The following is a 16,863-nucleotide window of genomic DNA, read 5'->3' as shown; positions in this document are numbered from 1 at the left end:
ATCGGATAATCGTCACTTTCTTTCTGTGCGCCGTCCGGTCAAGACCCGGTCCTCGATGGCCTGCGGAGGCCCCGGGACGGCGAAAAGGAAGCCTTGGGCTCGGTCGCACCCCAGCGTCATCAGCTGCTCCACCTGGGCCTGGGTCTCCACCCCTTCGGCGACGACAGCCATCCCCAACGCGTGGGAGAGGTCGATGATCGAGGCGACGATGGCCCGTTCTGTGGCACCGAGGGCGAGCTCGCTGATGAACGAGCGGTCGATCTTGACGAAGTCGAGCGGGAACAGCCGCAGGTACGACAGCGACGAGTAGCCGGTGCCGAAGTCGTCGAGGCCGACTTTCACCCCGGCGTCACGCAGGACCTTGAGGCCGCTCATGGCCGAGTTCGACGCTTCCATGAGCACCCGCTCGGTGACCTCGACCTGGAGCGCGGCAGCGGGCAGGCCGTGGGCGGCCAGGTCGGCGATGACCGACTGGGCGAACCCGGCGTCGGACAGGTGGCGAGCGGTGACGTTGATGGCGACGTCGGCAAAGGCGGTGCCTGCAAACAACCCTCGCCATGCACCGGCCTGGCCCACGGCCTGGCCGAGGACCCATTCGTCCATCTGCGCCAGGAGGCCGACCTCCTCGGCCACTTCGATGAACGACTCGGCCTCGATGAGGTGGTCCTGGTCGGGGTCCCATACCCGCACCAGCGCCTCGACCGCCACGGTGTCACCGGTGCGGAGCTCGACGATGGGCTGGTAGTCGAGCCGGAGCCGACCCTCGGCGATGGCCCGCCGCAGCATGCGCTCGGTGCCCAACCGGCCGACCGCCCGCGTGCGCAAGTCCTCGTCGAAGACCTCGGCCCGGTCCCGCCCCCGGTCCTTGGCGCGGTACAGGGCGAGGTCGGCCTCTTGAAGGAGGCCCTCGGCGCTGTAGCGGGCGTCCGACGTCACGGCGATCCCCACGCTGGTCGTGCAGACGAACCGCTCGTCGCCCACCTGGAACGGGGTGCGGCCGGCTTCGACGATCCGCCGGCCCAAGGCCACTGCCTCCTCGGCCTGCGACATGTCCTCGACCACCACGGCGAACTCGTCGCCACCCAGGCGTGCCAACGTGTCCTGCGGGCGCAGGAACTTGCTGAGGCGCTCGGCCATCTTCAGGAGGACGGCGTCGCCCGCCAGGTGCCCGACGGAATCGTTGATCAACTTGAACCGGTCGAGGTCGAGGAACAGCACGGCGACGAGGCCGTCCTTGCGCTCGAGCCTGAGCAGCGCTTGGTGCAGGCGGTCCATGAACACGGTGCGGTTGGCGACGCCGGTCAAGGGATCGGTGCTGGCTTTGTGCCTGAGCTCGACCTCGGACTTCTTGCGGTCGCCGATGTCGCGGATGCTGGAGACGATCAGCGGCCCGTCCTCACCGTCGACCAGCCGCGACACGGCCTCGGTCCACCGGTAGATGCCGCTCGCACAGCGGAACCGGAAGACGGTGGTCGACGTGCAGCCCGGGTCGGCCGTGACGAGCCTGCGGGCGTCGTCGACGAGCCCCACGTCATCGGGATGTGTGAAGGCGGCCTGGGGCCGGCTCACGAAGTCGTCGGGTTCCCATCCGAAAAGCGCACGGGCGGCGGGAGACACGAACCGGTAGACGCCGTCGAGCGTCGCCACCGTGTGCAGGTCGGGCGAGCCCAGTGTGACCACGCGGTCGAGCCCCGGACCGAGCATCGGGTCGACCTGAGTGACTCCCACAGCGAACGCTCCTCACCGACACGCTTGGGCGCCACCAGGGTCAGGAGCAACGCAACTGCCATTTCGGGTCGCCCGAAAATGGGCCCCCACGGGTGAGGGTACACCGCTTGCTCGCAACTCAATACGGACGCCGTACGGCTTGGGAACGATCCTCCACGTCGTCGCTCCATACGCGACGTACGCTCCGGGCGATTCGTCCTATTCGACCTCGACAGGGGGCATCCATGAGCCCGAAGCGGCAGTCCACGACACCGGTGAAAGCCAGCAGGCTCACTGCAGGCAAGCAGCAGGCAGCCAAGGTGCCGGTCGCCAAAGCCGCCAAAGCGGCCACGGGGAAGGCCACGACGAAGGCCACGACGAAGGCCAAGGCCGAGGTGACGGGCAGGCCGGTGCGCAAGCGGCGCAGCGGCCTCGACATCGCCATGAGGGAATCGATCCCCTTCGACCACGACGACCTCACGCCGATCAAGGCCGACACCTCCGCGCTCAAGCCGGAGAAGGCAGGCTCCCGCTCGGTCAAGCAGACGGGCGCCGGCGGCATCAAGGCCACAGGCGTCGACGCCCCCGCACCCGACGCCGAGTTCAAGCACCTCAAGGCCCGCAACGTGGCAGTCGACGCCGGCTACGGCGGCGGCGCGGCGACGTTGGCCCAGAAGGTGGTGGCGAGCACCCCGGCAATCGAGTTGGTCGACGCCAAGAAGGCGACATCGGTGCAAGTGCGCCGCGGCACCCGCACCCACGCCCACCTCGGTGAGTGGGACGGCAGGTCCGGCCTTTGGGTGGGCATCGACGACAAGCTCCCCGGGCGAGTGGTGGTGCGGGCGGGCAACGCCAAAGCTCGCATCGTGCTCGACGGTGCGGAGTGCGCCATCCGCGTGCGCGGCACCAACGAGAACGTGCAGGCGGTGCTCGGCCCCAGCGCCGACGGCGGCAGCTTGCGGCTGTACGACGCCAACGGGGCGGCCTTCGCCTACCTCGGCGAGTTCGACGGTTACGGCGGCCTCGCTTTGGGCGGTGAAGGCCGCCTGCCCGGTCGCATCGTCCTGCGCAAGGGACAGTTCGAGGACCAGATCGTGCTCGACGCCGATACCGGCGACATCGTGCTCACCAATGCCGACTGTGCCGAGGAGTTCGACGTGGCGGGCGACAAGCCCGAACCGGGCAGCGTGCTCGTGCTCGACGACGACCCGGGCCGCTTGCGCAGGAGCGCCGAGCCCTACGACACCCGGGTGGCCGGCGTCGTCTCCGGGGCGGGCGCCTACCGTCCGGGCATCGTGCTCGACCGGCGGGCCACCGGCGCCGAGCGGGTGCCGGTGGCACTGGTCGGCAAGGTCTTCTGCCAGGTCGAGGCCGACAGCGCCCCCATCGCGCCGGGCACGTTGCTGACCACCTCGGAGCGGCCTGGCGTGGCCATGGCCGCCGTCGATCGTGAACGCGCCTTCGGCGCCGTGCTCGGCAAGGCGCTGGCCCCGCTCGACGCGGGCACGGCCCTGTTGCCCGTCCTCGTCACCCTCCAGTAGGGGGCGAGGCCGTGCTCTCCCTGCGCGACACCGCCTTTGCCCTCGACAACCCGTCCGGCTCGTGGAGCCTGCGCCAGTCGCTCGGCGTGCCCACGTGGCCGCAGCCCATGCCGTCGGGCACGGTGTCGGTCCGCGACTTGGCCCAGCGGTTCAGCCCGGCGGGCACAGCCCTGCGCTCGTTGGCCGACGGCAGCGTGAACCTGTGGTCGCACATCGACCGGGCCACGGTGGTGGCCGAGCTCCGCGACCGGTTGCGCGACCCGGCGATCATCCGGCAGAACCCAACGGGCTTGTGCGGGCCCATCAGCATCGTCGTCGAGTTCGCCCGTCGCCGGCCCGTCCAGTACGTGCTGGCCGCCAAGCAGTTGTTGGAGACGGGCAAGCTCGTGTGCCCGACGGGGCGCGTCATCGTGGCCGAAGCGGAATTGCGCAAGGAGCCGGTCGCCTCCGGGACCATCGGCCAAGTGGACTGGCTGCTGGCCGCGACCATGCGCGACGACGAGAACATCTGGGAAGACGTCGACGACGACGCCAACGGGCTGGAGACGATCACCCTCTGGGGTGAGGAGCGAGGGTGGACGCGCGACGTGCTCGACCTGCCCAACGGCGGGTGGGAGACGTGCTTCGTCGAAGGCGAAGTGCGCTGCATGCGCAAGGCCCAGGACGCGGTGAACGCAGGAGGCGTGGCCTTCTTCCTCATCGACGCCAACCTCATCAAAAACGGGGGCGACGACGATGAGGAGCCCATCCACTACCGGAGCTCGGGGCACGGCGCCCGCCAGGCGCCCAGCGGCTTCGGGGGTTGGGTACACAGCAAGGACGACGACTACCCACCCGACCACTGGGTGATCTACCTGGGTGGCCTGAACCTGGGTGCCGACCCCGACGACGACGACCCCGTGCTGTTCCGAGTGTGGTCGTGGGGCTCGGAGTTCGAACTGAGCGGGACGGTCGACGCCTTCTCCGAATACCTCTACGGGGTCGTCACCGGCACGCCGTGACCAGGCGTGCTCAGAGCAGCGAGGGGTCCGGCACGGCGATGCCCCACAGGTAGAAGTCGTCTTCGCTGAACCCTTCGTTGTTCAGTTCGAGCACCTGGATGTGGGTGGTAACCCCCTTGGCTGTCACCGTGGCGAGGCGCACCGACTCCAACTCGTTCAACGTGGTGGGCGTGGACTCGTCGGCGTCGGCGTGCAACGACATCTGCCCGAGCAGGCGTCCGGTGATGGCGCTGTAGCACTGCACCAGTTCGTCCTCGTCGTCGTCCTTGACGTCGTGGATCATCAGCAACCGTCGGTTGGTGGTGAAGCATGCGCCCTGCACCCCGTTGGGTGGGGGGTCGCCCCAGTGCAAGGTGATGTCCTCCTTGTCGACACGAGGCATCACGCCGTCGACGGTGGCGCTGGCGTCGTAGGCGTACAACTTGGTGGGGAACGAGAAGTTGCAGGTGTAGAGCAGGCCGTTGGCGGGATTGACGTCGCACCACGGGAACAGGTCGTCGGCCGGTCGGTCGGCGGCGGTGAGGACGGCATCGGCGGTGAAGTCGGCCCGCACCTTCCACACGCCCCATGTCGCGTGTTGCACGGGAACGTAGATCCACTCCTCCCACTCGCACGGTGCCCCGTGGTGCACGGTCCCTGTGGCGAGGCGGGGTGCCAGGCGTGTCCACGTCGCCGACGACGTGCCGGGAACCAGTCGGTAGAGGCCCTCTCGGCCGTCGTCTGCGTTGGTGGCGACGTACCACCCGTCCCGTCCCCAAGTGACCCCTTGGGCCTCCTCGGTCCACGCCTCGTTGTCGACCTGCCACATGGGCTCGGGCCACCGCACCCACTCATTGACGCGGGAATCGGTGCAGTAGCCGAGGAGTTCCCGCACGCTTGGGGGCGGGCAGTGCAGGTGCTCCTGCCAACTGAACGGGCCGGTGTGGCCCAGTACTGCCAACCCCTGGCGAAGGCTCTTCATCGGCGCACGCAGGCGCCCGCGATGGCCTGGACGTGGCGCACATCGGTACCGCAGCATCCGCCGAGCACGGCGAAGCGATGTTGCTCCGACAACTCGGCGTATTGGCCGGCCAACTCCGCCGGGTCGCCCTCGTCGAGCTCCTCGGCTTCGTCGAGCTCGGCGTGGCTGGCGCGCGACGAGTTCGCCCGTAGGAGCTTCACCCGTTCGACGGCGTCGGATCCGACGGCGAGCGCGTCGGTGAAGTGGTCGGGGTGGGCGCAGTTGATCCCGAAGTACAACGCTGCCGCGCCCGTCGAGGCGTCGACCTCCTCGATCGCCTCGTGCAGCGGCTGCCCGTCGGGGAGCCTGCCGTCGGTCTCGACGGTGAAGGCGACGACGACCGGCATGCCCGCCGCGCTCGCGGCGTGGACGACACCGATGGCCTCGCCCGCATGCGTGGCCGTGAGCATCGTCACCCGGTCGGCGCCTGCCCCCGCGAACGATGCGACCTGCGGCCCGTGGTACGAAGCCGCCACGTCCGGGGTGAGGAGCTCGGCCGGGCTGTAGCCGTCGCCGCGCGGGCCGATGTTGCCGCTCACCACTGCGTCGACGCCGGGGAACTCGGCACCGACTCCCCGGACGAATGCCACGGCGTCGCGGTTCACCCGGTCCAGGGCATCGGCGTCGTAGCCCAGCCGCGCTCCCCAATCGGCATTGGCCCGCCACGTCGGGGTTTCCAGGACGAAGCCGGTACCCGCCTCCTGGGCTACCCGCAGGTGGTCGCGGAAGTACGTGGCCAGCAACTCCCGGCCGTCGGCGTCGTCCAAGAGCGGGAACGCCGCGAAGTCCGCCAGGTCGATGCCGCGGTGGAAGACCAGCCAGGTCTCCAAGCCACTGTCGGTCAGCCACGGTGCTTGCATGCCTGCCTCCCACCTCGCGCCGGTCGCGCCCGGAGGTTAGGGCGCGTGCGGCCGCGACCGCGGACCCACTGTGCCGTCACCGTGGCTCTACAGGAGCAGGATGCGGGGCGCCGACGCGAGTCTCAGCTTCGTGGGGACGAGTCGGCGCGACGCGCCGACTCCACCGCGGCGAAGTAGGTGGCGACGTTGCCTTCGCTGTCGTACGGGCGCCGGCAGAGATCAGGCTCCCACCATTCGCTGCGTGGCTCGGGCGCCCGCGTGAGGTCGCCGCTGTAGACGTGCAGCGCCGCGCTCCACTCCTGCGACCGCGGGTTGCGCACCGCATGGATCACGTCGGGCCCGAGGGCTCCCACCTGGCCGCGGTGGTACTCACGGGAGACGACGTGCTCGAGGGTGTCGCCTCTCGCTCGGAACAGCCGGTTCTCCTCGACTCCCGCGGCGATGCCCACGACCGCCCACAGCCCGCCGTGGTCGTGCGCCTGCGTGCTGTAGCCCGGCGGCCAGAGGAACTGCTGGACGAGCAGGTCGTCGCTCCGGTAGAGCTCGACGTAGGCGTCGTCGCCCACGGCGAGCCCGTCGGCCAGCGCCTGTTCCACGACCTCTTTGACCGCGGCCATGCCGTCGGGTCGGGCGGCGAGGCACGCCCCGATGAGCTCGTCGCGGTCCATGCGTCCATCATGGCGCGCCCATCGGCATCGAGCGGCCTGTGGTGCAGGCCTACGCGCCGTTGCGCTCGCGGTGCTTGCAGCCCGGCCAGCAACAGGGCCGGCGCTTGCCTTCCTCCAGCTCTTCCTTCGTCCGCCGAATGCGGCGTTCTCGGGTCGTGTCCTGCTTGGCGTCTTCTACCCAGCAGATGAACTCGTTGCGGGCCAGAGGCGTGATGTCCTTCCATGCCTCCAGCGCCGCAGGGTTGGCGACGAGCACGTTGCGCAAGTCGCCTGGAAGCTTGTGTACTACCCCACCGGGCAAGGGCGAGCCGGCCATGCGGTCACGGTAGCCGTCCGACCTCGCCGGACACGGCGCGGAAGAGGCCCGCCACGCATCAGCGCAGCGAGCCTCTTCGACCGTCGTCGGGTTGAGCTCGATGGACGAGCGTTGGGCGTCAGACGAGTGACGTGGTCACCGTGCCTGCATAGGCGCCGGCGAGCGCGCCGGCGGGCATGCTGACGTCGAGGGTGGGGCTCCACGAGGCGGTGTTGTTGCCCGACACTGCGGTCGCGGTCGCCACGGCGCCAGCGGTCGTCGTGAGCGCTTTCGAGGTGACAGCGGCGACGGTGTTGGTCCCGGTCTCCGTGACGGTGCCGTTGGTGTAGGCGACGCCGGTGGAGACGGACAGGCCCTCGCCCGTGAAGGTGGTCGACGCTGCGGAGGTGACCCAGCCGGCGGTGCCGCCACGTGCATCGGTCACGGCCACTTCGCCGAGGGTGCCGGTGATGACGTTGGCGTCGACGCCCGACGCTTCATTGGTGAGAGCAGCACTCGCTCCCACACTGAGGGTGAGCGTCCCGCCGGTGAGGCTGAAGGTTGCGTCGGTGTCGTCGGCGGATGCCGGAAGAGCGGCACCGACGACCAGCGTGGCCGCGGTGGCGAGGATGATAAGAGGCTTACGGAGTTGCATGAGGATCCTTTTTGATGATGTGGGGGTCGGTCGACTCCCGTATCTGATGACCACTGTCGGTGGCATTCCTCGGTGGCTATAGCCGCGTTGAGAAGACGTTGAGCACGGGTGGCCCGGGCCAGAAACGGTGGCTGCGCGGCGGCAGCATTGAGCCGCTGTTGAGCACAGATGTGATGCCGGATGTCGATCAAAGAGGCACGAGGCTGCCGCACCCGGCGCGTCGAACCAGTCGGCGAGGACGCACTCATGAGCAGGTCGCTTCCCTTTCTCAGCATCGCTTCCTTGGTGCTTGCGCTCGGCGTCGCCGCGGCACCAGCGACGGCGGCAGAACCCACGAGCGCGACCGTGTCGGTCACCGGCGGCGCGTTGACGATCACCGTGCCCGCCGACGCCGGAAGCCTCGGCACGCGGGCCAACTCGGTCCAAGGCGGGACGATCAGCGGGCCGCTGGGCCAGGTGCAGGTCAACGACGCCCGTAGCGCCGCCGCCGGATCGGGATGGGTGGCAAGCGTGATCTCCACTGCGTTCACGCCGCCGTCAGGCCCGGCCATCGCCGCCAGCGCGGTCGGCTACACCGCCGGCGACATCGTCAAGGTCGGCACTGCCACCTACACGGCCAACAACCCGCCGAACCTGACCGGCGTTGCACCTGCGGTCACCGCCACCGGCATCACCGGCGACAACTCGGCCACGTGGAACCCGACCATCAGCGTCGCCGTCCCCGGAGGCATGGCCGCCAACGTCTACTCCGCGACGATCACGCACTCCGTTGTCTAGGTCGCGGTCCCGCCGGGTCGCCCTTGCCGCACTGGTACTGACCGCCGGGCTTTCGGCAACACCGTTGACGGCCGCCGCCCAGGGAGCAGCGGGCGGCATCGGCCTCCGGCTGGTCGAGGCGCCGGTCGCCGCCAAGGACGATCCACGGGCGCGCATCTACATCGTCGACCACCTGGCCCCCGGCACCGTCATCGAGCGTCGGGTGGAAGTCTCGAACTCGACCACGTCGAGCCATCACGTGGCCTTGTACTCCTCCGCTGCCACCATCGAGGACGGCGCCTTCGTGGGCGCCGAAGGGCGCACGCCGAACGACGTCTCCAGATGGACCACCGTCAGCCCCGGCACCATCGACGTCGCCGCGGGCGCCAAGCTCACGGCCGTCGTCAAGGTCGCCGTGCCCGACGATGCCGCACCCGGTGAGCAGTACGGCGTCGTGTGGGCCGAAGCCCGCTCCCAGCCTGCGCCCGGCGGCGTCGTGCAGGTGAGTCGCGTCGGCATCCGCCTCTACCTGTCGGTCGGGCCCGGCGGCGCTCCCGCCCCCGACTTCGCCGTTGAAGCCCTCACCCCTGCCCGATCGGCCAAGGGGGCGCCGATGGTCACCGCCACGGTTCGCAACACCGGCGGCCGAGCGCTCGACGTGACGGGGACGCTGCTGCTGTCCAACGGCCCCGGCGGCCTCAGCGCCGGCCCGTTCCCCGCCGAGCTCAACACCACCCTCGCCGTCGGCGACACCAAAAAGGTCACCATCACCTTGGACGAGCGCCTGCCGGCGGGGCCGTGGGACGCGACGGTGGCGCTGGCCAGCGGCGTAACCGAACGTCGAGGTGAAGCCACCATCACCTTCCCCAACGCTGGTGAAGGCGACGCCGTGGCCGCACGAAAAGACTCGATGGTCGGGTGGCCGATGGTCGCCGGAGCCACGGCGGCAGGCGTGGGCCTCGTCGTTTTCGGGATGGCCCACATGAAGGGACGGCGCCGACGTTCGCACGGTCGCCGACAGGCGGCTCTCCCCGTCTAGCGCGCGGCGGCTGTACCGGCTGCGGCCGGAACCCTTGATGGAACTCGACGCCTGGCTCGAGGCCGACCTGGTCGACGCCATGCACATCGCCGTTGCACCCGTCGAGCTCGGACGGGGCGAACGTCTGTGGCACTCCCCCGAGGATCTGCTCGACCGCTTCCATTCGGAATCGGTGCCCAGCCCGAGCGGGGTGACGCACCTGCTGTTCTGGCGCCGATGACGTTCGGCCGGGGCGCTCCCCGGTGAAACGCCGATAGAGAGGCAGCTGGTCAATCGCCGAACCCAAGCCGACGCGAGTTGCTCCGGCGTTTTCAGGTACAGCCGACTGCTTCAAAGACGACACGCTCTACGACCAATTCGTCACCTACGAGCATGACGTGGATTCGCTTTGTGGACTGTTGGCAAGCATCCCACGCGGGCGCAGGGATCACGCCTGCGAGACGGGAAGCCGCCCGCCTGCGACGACGGGAAGCCGCCGCCGAGATGTTCCTCGCTCCCGGTGGCTATGGGCCGCTGCCGGCGATGTCCACCACGGCGGTGACGAAGCCGGGCAGTGCCACAAGCGCCACACCCGCGAGGATCACGCGTCCGAAGAAGGTTGCCTTCGGTCCGTGCAGACCTGTCCTGATCGGCTCCACCTGGCTCAGCGCGACCGCGACCAGTCCAACCAACGCGAGCAGGAGCAGAGGGAACACAGCGGGCAGGAGCAACAACAGCGGCGCGTGGCCGACGAGGGCCCGCCGCTCCCGCGCCAGGAGCGGCAGCGTGGTTGCGTAGCGGGCAGCGAGTGCCGCAACGACCACACCATGGAGAACGACGAGCGCGCCGAAGGCGAGCAGCGCGACCGAGGACGGGCCGACGATGTCGAAGTCCGCGTTGTCGGGTCTGAGCGGCTCGATCCGAGTCCCGGCCACAACCAGGAGCAGCCCGCCAAAAGCGAGGCCGCCAAGCCGTCCGGCCGGCAGCCACCGGCGCACCAGAAGGTAGAGGACGCCGGTCCCCAGTCCGAAGAAGAGCCCGGTGAACACGACGAAGCCGACGGTGCCGCCGACCGTGATCTCGCCAACGATCTCGTTGGCCTCCGTGACCCGGCCCCGTGCCGCCCCAGGCGAGGTGACGGCCAGCAGCCGCATCACCAACCGTCCGCCGGCGCCGGCTACAAGGACACCCGCGCCGAGCCCCGAGACTGCGGCCACCGCCAGGTACCACACATAACGACGGGCTACGTCGACTCGCGCCTCCGCGTCCGACGACGGCGGCGGCGGCTGGAACTTGAGCCCACCCCAACGGACGCCGGCGGTGAGCCCGACGGCCACCAGCAGTCCGCAGGCGATCACAACCACCATGCCGCGAGTCTCGCCCACGTTGGACGCCACTGCGGGGAGGACGTTGCTCCTGACGCTCGGGGCGTTTCGTCAGCGTCTGCGGGTTGTCGCGTAACGAACGTCGCACGTGACGCCCGCCCGGGCTAAGGCGCACGCTGCTCCCATGACCAAGAACACGAAGCCCGGCGCGGCAATGGCGATCACTCGCGGGGCGTCGTCACATCACCAACTCGAAGCTGCACTGAGCGCCTGGTGCATTGACGAGCCGGCGATCTGCAGTGAGCAGCGTGACATCGAGGCTCTCTGCGAGGGCGATGTAGGCGGCGTCGTAGACCGTCACGTTCTTGCGCAGTTCCCAGCAGCGATCCAAAAGGGGGCGGTGGGGCACTCGCTGGACCCGGAGATCGTGGAGGTCGATGACAGCGGCTTCCGCCCGTTCGGCCGTCAGTGTCCCGGCGGCACACAGGCGACGGAAGGCAGAGATGACTTCGAGGTCCAGCAGTTCGGGTGCCGCAAGGCGTTCACCGGCTAATCGCTCTCGCACACGGCGGCCACCGGCGTCGTCGTCCGCCAAAGCGGTCGCGAGCACGCTCGCGTCGACAACGATCAACTGGCGTCGCGATCGGCGCGCACCGCCCGCACGGCTTCCTTCAAGGCGACGCGGCCACCCGTTCGATGCTCGATGCGTCCGAGGACCTCGTCGAGCGTGGGAGTACGCGCCTCATCCACCAGTCGGGCAAGGAGGTACTCCTGCAGAGATTGACCGGACGCGCCGGCCCGTCGCCGTAGCACGGAGTGGACATCCTCCGGAACGTCTTTCACCTGGATGCTCGGCATGTTGCCAGTGTAGCGCCATTGTGGCGCTGACACATGCATATCGGCACCCAGACAACTACAACGTTGTGATTCGAGTGGACCTGAGGTGTCATTATGTAAACACCCCGAGCGTCAAGGGTGCCCCCATCTTCTATCGCGCCGAACAACGGTTCTACGGCACGGTGATGGTGGCCGAACCCCGATCTTCGGTCCATCAGGTGGACCGATTTCAGGGGGTCAGGTCAGGGTCACTGGGTGGCAACCCACCGGCAGTCCCGGTCGTCACCGTAGCTCCGTTGGGCAAGTAGGTCGGCGGGTGGCGAGCCAGCGCCGCCGTGTTCGGCCCTCCCCCCCCTCCGTCGATGTCATCGGGGGGTGGGCGGCGCGATCGCCGCTCACCCCCCGAGGAACGACGCCTAGGGTGCAATCGTCACGACACGGTTATCCCGTGATCGTCACGCTGTTCCAGTATTCGAGACGGGAACCGCCCGTGTAGTTGTTGTAGTGGTAACCGCCCCCGAAGGCCGAGTAGAAGTCGAACAATGCAGTGCCCGGGCCCGTATTGCAGCGGAACTTCGCATAGTTGGCACCGACCGGTCCCGCGCTCACGGTCGGACCGGAGTCGCTCGAGCCGCAACTCGTGGTTCCGGTCATATCGGCGCGGAAGTGGTAGCGCTGCGCGACGACATCGCCGCAGAACCGTCCCCAGCCCCAGACGTCCAGGGTGCCCGACGTGTCACCCGCGCTGGCGTTGCCATCGGTCGTATAGATCGAGTTGGCACCCAAGGTCTCCCACACGCCGGTGTTGCAACGGTAGGTGACCGTGAACTCCCAGTAGTTGGGGCCGTGGTGCGTGTCGGCGGCACCGGCGACGTCCACGAATGCCGAGACGTTCGTGGTGCTGAACCATCCGTGCCCCTCATCGCGAACCACGGTGCTCAAAGCCTGTGCCCCTGGCGCCGGCGCCGCAGTCACGATCGCCGCTGCGACCGCGAGCATGGCAAGCGACCTTCTCCATCCCGTCATTTTCATCGCGTTTCTCTTTCTTTCATTTGGCACGAGTGGCCCAGAACGCGAGGTACGCAATGAAGCAGCCTTGCGGCACCGAACCCCCCGGACCTTCGTTCCTCCGTTTCCCGAGTCATTCGTGCGGAGGGGGTTGTTGTCCTCCCGGTTTTCTCACATGGACAACGTGCGGCTGTGGCCGAAAACAACGTCGAACCCAGAAACTCTCGTCGTAGGCGGCGCCAAGCACCCGCAAGTGGCTTCCCGTCTCCCTCATGCGACGACCGTGTATGAGGGCGAGGGTGCGGCTCGTGGTTGGCCAACCAGCCGACAGTCGCCAGCAGCATCGAAGTGAGCACGAGTAGTTGTGAAAGGTGGTCTCGAAGTCCATGGCCGGACCCACGATGTCGTCACTGGTGAAGGCAGGTTCGATCCGTTGGTCCGACGTCGTGGACGGAGGCGTGGCGTACGTCGTTGACCCGCAGTAGTAGCTCCACCACGCACCGTGGAGCGTCTGCAGACAGTTGGCTCCATACCCAAGGGCAGGTCTGCGCGCGTCGCCGTGAGGAGCTACAGGACATCCTCGACCGGCCGCAGCCTGAAGCCCCGTCCGAGGAGACCGGATGGACTAGTGGACCTGGGTTGTCATTGCACGAACCGCGTTCCACTGCTCGCCGCGCCGCCACTCTCACTCGGGTGACGGCCTGCCACCGCTCTGCGATGCGATGCCCTGGACGAAGTCGACGAGGTGCGGGTCGCGCTCGACGTGAGGGTACGCGGCATAGAAGCGGCTGACGGCGTCGGCCGCGGACCCGAACGAGCACACCGGCCAAAGGGCGACCATGTCGTCGTAGTCGACCGATCGCGCCGCAAAGAGTTTCATCAGGAACACGAAGTGGGCGGGCGGGCCAAGGACGATGAGAGACCTGCGCTCGAACAGCGTGGTACAGCTCATGACGTCGAGGCCGATAGGCGCAAACGCTGCCGAGCGATCGTTAAGCCAGTCCGGACGCAGATCGCGCTCGGCCGCGATGTCCTCAATGACCTTGCGCAACCGGTCGTCGATGCGCGTGATCGTGTCGACGTCGGCGGTCCCCGCCCGAAGCCCGTGCAAGGCCATGAATGAGCCACCGACCACGACGATGGTCGCAGGCTCGCCACCGGGGGACTTCTCGAGCCGATGGGCGACTGCATCCAGCAGGCCGAGGATGTCTTCGCCGGAGAGGACGCCGACACTCACGCGGCGCGCCAGAGGTCGTCGACAGCGAGGACGATGTTGCGGCGCCTGAAGGGCTCGGACGTTCGTCGGCGTGCGGCAGCGACCATCCGCGGGGTGCCGGGAGGCACCCATTCCTCGCGGAGTGGTGGGACCGACCGGGTCCACCGAGGCGATGCGACGCCTGCGTCGTGTGCGACCTGATCCGCCACGGCGGCGAGAAGCGCGGCGACGAACGGGCCGGTGCGCGGCGGTGGCGTGGAGATTGCAGCCTCGGCTTGGTCGGGGTGGAGCCGGATCCAGTCGATGAACCCCCGCAGGCGCGTCCAGTCGATCCCCGTGCCCGGGAGCAAAACGTCGTAGATGTCCACGAGACCGGCGAGCGTGCGATCGCGGTCGAGAGCCGTGGCAGAGATCCCCATCTGCCGTCCGGCCGCGGCGAGAACGCGTTCGAGCATCGTGAACGTCGGGTCGACGTCGTCGTCCTCGATGCGGGACACAGTCGACGTCGGAACACCTGCTCGCAGCGCGAGGGCACGACGGGACAGCCCGGCTGCGATCCGGGCTTCACGGACGAGAGCGGAGGGCGAACTCACCCCTCATAGCATATATGCAACACAGTTGCGCGGACGAAACGACACCGAGCGATTTCGTGGACTTGGCTTGTCTATGTACTAAGACCCGGTGGCCGCTCGTGGGCGGGCCAGCGGTCGAACTCAGCGCCCCGAACACCGCACTTCGGGACGGGGACGGCGACCGGTGACGCCGTTCAGCTGACCTTGAGGTAACGGCGCAGCGCCTCGCGCACGACCTCCGACGCCGTCGTCTTCTCGCTTGACGCCCGCTCGTCGACGGCCTTTCGAAGCGCTGGGTCGAGTCGGACGGGCAGGGTGTCTGCCGGCCCGTCGCCCATGGCAGGCCTCCCCGGCCGCCGCCGCAGCCGGGTCACATCGAGGCCCTCCTCCGCCTCAGCCGCCATCCGGTCGAGGACTTCCTCCGTGAGCTCGACGCCCGTCTTCGAGCGCCCATAGGTCTTTCGCTTTTCACTCATCGGCCTCTCCAACGTCGCGGAGCCACGACTCATAGATGCGGCGCATCCGCATCTACGTGGATCACCACCTCGGTGCCGTCCACGCGCAGCACCGAGACGACTTCGAGCACGTTCCCGGCTCGGTCGGGGCCGAGGTAGAGACACTTGCCCTCGTCGTCCTCGGCCGCGACGAGCGCATGCTCGACGGCGTAGATCGCGTCGTCTTCGGCGATGCCGTGCTTGCGTGCGGAGGCGTAGAAGTCCACGTACGAATATCGTATCGCGAAACTCCGCGTGCCGGAGGGCACGCCGAGAAGCCCAGGGGAGTGTTAGTACAGACTGCCCGACTGCCACGAAGATGCTGGTCAGGCTGCCAGTGGACTTGGCTTGTCTTTGTACTAACACCCGCTGGCCGCTCGTCACCGGGCCGGCGATCACGCTCAGCGAACCGAATGCTGTCCTTCGATCGGGGGACGGCGACCGGTGACGTCGGTGCGCGTGCCCGTCAACTGACCTTGAGGAGGCGGCGCAACGCCTTGCGAACGACCTCGGACGCCGTGGTGTGGTCCGAGGCTGCCCTGTCGTCGACCGCCTTGCGCAGGGCTGGGTCGAGCCGGATGGGGAGCGTGTCGGCCGGTCCCTCGCCCATCGCTGGGCGACCGGGCCGCCGGCGGAGCTTCGTCACGTCCAGCCCTCGCTCTGCGTCCGCCGCCATCCGATCGAGGACGTCCGCCGTGAGTTCAACGCCAGCCCCCTCCAGAGCAGCGATCCCGAGGCGACCGAGGCGCTTGCCAGGAGTAACGAAAATCCCTAGGATTGCAAGCGGAGGCTTTGCCGGCCGTCGGTCGGCATTGCCTTTTCTTGTTTCGGCTCACGCTCGCTGCGCGGTCGAAGGTCGTCGATCTTGGTGATGCTCCAGATGTTGAAGCCTGGGCGGCCATCCTGATCGCGAACAGCGCGATAGCGCATGTCGGCAACGATGCGACCCAACGGGTCCAGTTCGCCCCGGGCTGGCAGGGGGGTCTGGATGTACCTGAAGTTCCAACTGACGATGTAAGCGATGAGATCGGCCAGCTGAACACCCGTCGTGAGATCGCTATGCACGAAGAAGGGTTGTGGGATGATCCAGGCTGCTCGGCGCTGACCCTTTTGGGTCTCGATGAAGTACTTGTGCATTTGATCCAAGAGCAGGTGGCTTCGCGACCGCTCAAGCTCATCGAAGACCACGATCCCCTGGTGGTCCCCGCCGGCATCATCCTCGAGGAAGTAGGAAAAGCGCTCGAAGAGGTACGCGTAGTCCTTGCGCAGCGCCGTACCCGTCGGTCGAGGCGCGCTCTGGGGAACCATCGTTGCGAAGACGCGGGCGCGGGATTCCGCACACGCCTGGAGAACCGCTTCAACGAACGCGATCTTCGCCTGCGCTAGAGCGGCCTGCATCCTGGGACCGGCGCCGTCGCCGCGGTCGAGGCACGCCCTCGCTAGGCGCTGTCGCTCGTCCTCATCGATAGGGTCATGAGATGCCGCTTGCCTGTACGCCTTTTTCTTGAGGAGATTCTTCGCCTTGAGCTCACGACCGCCACCGCTATAACGACCACCGAAGTGGTGTTGCTCAAGTCGCCCTACCTCCTTGATGAGCGGCCACAGGTCGCTATCTCGAACGGCGATACCTGCGAGCACTTCGTACGGAGACGCCCCCTGGTCCTGGCCCGACTCGTCTACGAACAGGAGGTACGCCATTCGGAGAGCGTACGTGAGTCAGACCAGCGCAGGACCCAGTCCGCTCGGTCCGATCTCGACCCGGTGACTGCGTTGGTCCGGGTCGGGTGTCGCGGCATGCGCGCGTCTCCGCCACTGCGCCGTGAAAGCGCGGTAGCTGGTCAAGCGACAGCGACGACGTGCGGCCGAGACCGTGCACGAACACACCCCGGCCGGGCCGTTTCTCTGTGGAC

21 protein-coding genes are annotated in these 16,863 nt (G+C 68.1%); 5 read left to right on the top strand and 16 right to left on the bottom strand.

Annotated features, from left to right (window positions below):
* Positions 1-12 precede the first annotated feature (12 nt).
* Complete coding sequence (locus VM938_03235; GenBank protein ID HVF74038.1) at positions 13-1,728, bottom strand: EAL domain-containing protein; 1,716 nt, start codon at positions 1,726-1,728, stop codon at positions 13-15.
* Positions 1,729-1,952: 224 nt separating this feature from the next.
* Between VM938_03235 and VM938_03230 the strand changes: the two genes are divergently transcribed.
* Both VM938_03230 and VM938_03225 read left to right on the top strand, forming a co-directional pair.
* A complete protein-coding gene (locus VM938_03230) occupies positions 1,953-3,248 on the top strand; it encodes a hypothetical protein (protein ID HVF74037.1) in 1,296 nt (431 codons plus the stop codon).
* An 11-nt stretch (positions 3,249-3,259) separates the two neighbouring features.
* Entirely contained in the window at positions 3,260-4,249 is a 990-nt protein-coding gene (locus tag VM938_03225; protein HVF74036.1) for a hypothetical protein, read from the top strand.
* Positions 4,250-4,259: 10 nt separating this feature from the next.
* On the opposite strand, the gene VM938_03220 is transcribed toward VM938_03225, so the two are convergent.
* The 5 genes from VM938_03220 to VM938_03200 all read right to left on the bottom strand — a co-directional run bounded on the left by VM938_03220 (position 4,260) and on the right by VM938_03200 (position 7,727).
* Positions 4,260-5,210: a hypothetical protein gene (locus tag VM938_03220; protein HVF74035.1), complete on the bottom strand. Its 951-nt coding sequence runs from the start codon at positions 5,208-5,210 to the stop codon at positions 4,260-4,262.
* On the bottom strand, positions 5,207-6,109 hold the full coding sequence (locus tag VM938_03215; protein ID HVF74034.1) for a homocysteine S-methyltransferase family protein: 903 nt from the start codon (positions 6,107-6,109) through the stop codon (positions 5,207-5,209). Before VM938_03215 ends, VM938_03220 begins: the two co-directional genes overlap by 4 nt.
* A 122-nt stretch (positions 6,110-6,231) precedes the next feature.
* A complete protein-coding gene (locus VM938_03210; GenBank protein ID HVF74033.1) occupies positions 6,232-6,777 on the bottom strand; it encodes a cysteine dioxygenase family protein in 546 nt (181 codons plus the stop codon).
* Between the two features lie 49 nt (positions 6,778-6,826).
* Positions 6,827-7,093 (bottom strand): YdeI/OmpD-associated family protein, encoded by a 267-nt coding sequence (locus VM938_03205; protein ID HVF74032.1) that lies wholly within the window; start codon positions 7,091-7,093, stop codon positions 6,827-6,829.
* Positions 7,094-7,211: 118 nt separating this feature from the next.
* Positions 7,212-7,727: a hypothetical protein gene (locus tag VM938_03200; protein HVF74031.1), complete on the bottom strand. Its 516-nt coding sequence runs from the start codon at positions 7,725-7,727 to the stop codon at positions 7,212-7,214.
* A 246-nt stretch (positions 7,728-7,973) separates the two neighbouring features.
* Between VM938_03200 and VM938_03195 the strand changes: the two genes are divergently transcribed.
* From VM938_03195 to VM938_03185, 3 genes are all read left to right on the top strand, one after another.
* Positions 7,974-8,504, top strand: a complete 531-nt coding sequence (locus VM938_03195) for a hypothetical protein (protein ID HVF74030.1) — start codon at positions 7,974-7,976, stop codon at positions 8,502-8,504.
* 64 nt (positions 8,505-8,568) lie between these two features.
* Positions 8,569-9,522, top strand: coding sequence for a hypothetical protein (locus VM938_03190; protein ID HVF74029.1), 954 nt, complete (start codon positions 8,569-8,571; stop codon positions 9,520-9,522).
* 37 nt (positions 9,523-9,559) lie between these two features.
* The gene (locus VM938_03185) at positions 9,560-9,742 is read left to right on the top strand and encodes a hypothetical protein (protein ID HVF74028.1); all 183 of its coding nucleotides are present in this window, start codon (positions 9,560-9,562) and stop codon (positions 9,740-9,742) included.
* 283 nt (positions 9,743-10,025) lie between these two features.
* Here the strand turns inward: VM938_03185 and VM938_03180 are convergent, their stop codons facing one another.
* From VM938_03180 to VM938_03135, 10 genes are all read right to left on the bottom strand, one after another.
* Positions 10,026-10,868: a hypothetical protein gene (locus tag VM938_03180; protein ID HVF74027.1), complete on the bottom strand. Its 843-nt coding sequence runs from the start codon at positions 10,866-10,868 to the stop codon at positions 10,026-10,028.
* 196 nt (positions 10,869-11,064) lie between these two features.
* Positions 11,065-11,457, bottom strand: coding sequence for a type II toxin-antitoxin system VapC family toxin (locus VM938_03175; protein HVF74026.1), 393 nt, complete (start codon positions 11,455-11,457; stop codon positions 11,065-11,067).
* Positions 11,454-11,684 (bottom strand): hypothetical protein, encoded by a 231-nt coding sequence (locus tag VM938_03170; GenBank protein ID HVF74025.1) that lies wholly within the window; start codon positions 11,682-11,684, stop codon positions 11,454-11,456. Before VM938_03170 ends, VM938_03175 begins: the two co-directional genes overlap by 4 nt.
* A 420-nt stretch (positions 11,685-12,104) precedes the next feature.
* Positions 12,105-12,662: a hypothetical protein gene (locus VM938_03165; protein ID HVF74024.1), complete on the bottom strand. Its 558-nt coding sequence runs from the start codon at positions 12,660-12,662 to the stop codon at positions 12,105-12,107.
* A 694-nt stretch (positions 12,663-13,356) separates the two neighbouring features.
* Positions 13,357-13,908, bottom strand: coding sequence for a hypothetical protein (locus VM938_03160; GenBank protein ID HVF74023.1), 552 nt, complete (start codon positions 13,906-13,908; stop codon positions 13,357-13,359).
* Positions 13,905-14,480, bottom strand: coding sequence for a helix-turn-helix transcriptional regulator (locus VM938_03155; GenBank protein ID HVF74022.1), 576 nt, complete (start codon positions 14,478-14,480; stop codon positions 13,905-13,907). Before VM938_03155 ends, VM938_03160 begins: the two co-directional genes overlap by 4 nt.
* A 173-nt stretch (positions 14,481-14,653) precedes the next feature.
* Entirely contained in the window at positions 14,654-14,935 is a 282-nt protein-coding gene (locus VM938_03150; GenBank protein ID HVF74021.1) for a CopG family transcriptional regulator, read from the bottom strand.
* Between the two features lie 29 nt (positions 14,936-14,964).
* The gene (locus VM938_03145) at positions 14,965-15,180 is read right to left on the bottom strand and encodes a hypothetical protein (GenBank protein ID HVF74020.1); all 216 of its coding nucleotides are present in this window, start codon (positions 15,178-15,180) and stop codon (positions 14,965-14,967) included.
* Between the two features lie 239 nt (positions 15,181-15,419).
* Positions 15,420-15,599, bottom strand: coding sequence for a hypothetical protein (locus VM938_03140; protein HVF74019.1), 180 nt, complete (start codon positions 15,597-15,599; stop codon positions 15,420-15,422).
* A gap of 125 nt (positions 15,600-15,724) precedes the next feature.
* Entirely contained in the window at positions 15,725-16,651 is a 927-nt protein-coding gene (locus tag VM938_03135; GenBank protein HVF74018.1) for a DUF3800 domain-containing protein, read from the bottom strand.
* Between the last annotated feature and the right edge of the window lie 212 nt (positions 16,652-16,863).

This window comes from Acidimicrobiales bacterium, assembly GCA_035536915.1.
Classification (GTDB): Bacteria; Actinomycetota; Acidimicrobiia; order Acidimicrobiales; family JAHWLA01; genus JAHWLA01.
Note: the sequence above shows the minus strand (reverse complement) of the source record. Positions and strands in the feature narration are given on the sequence as shown.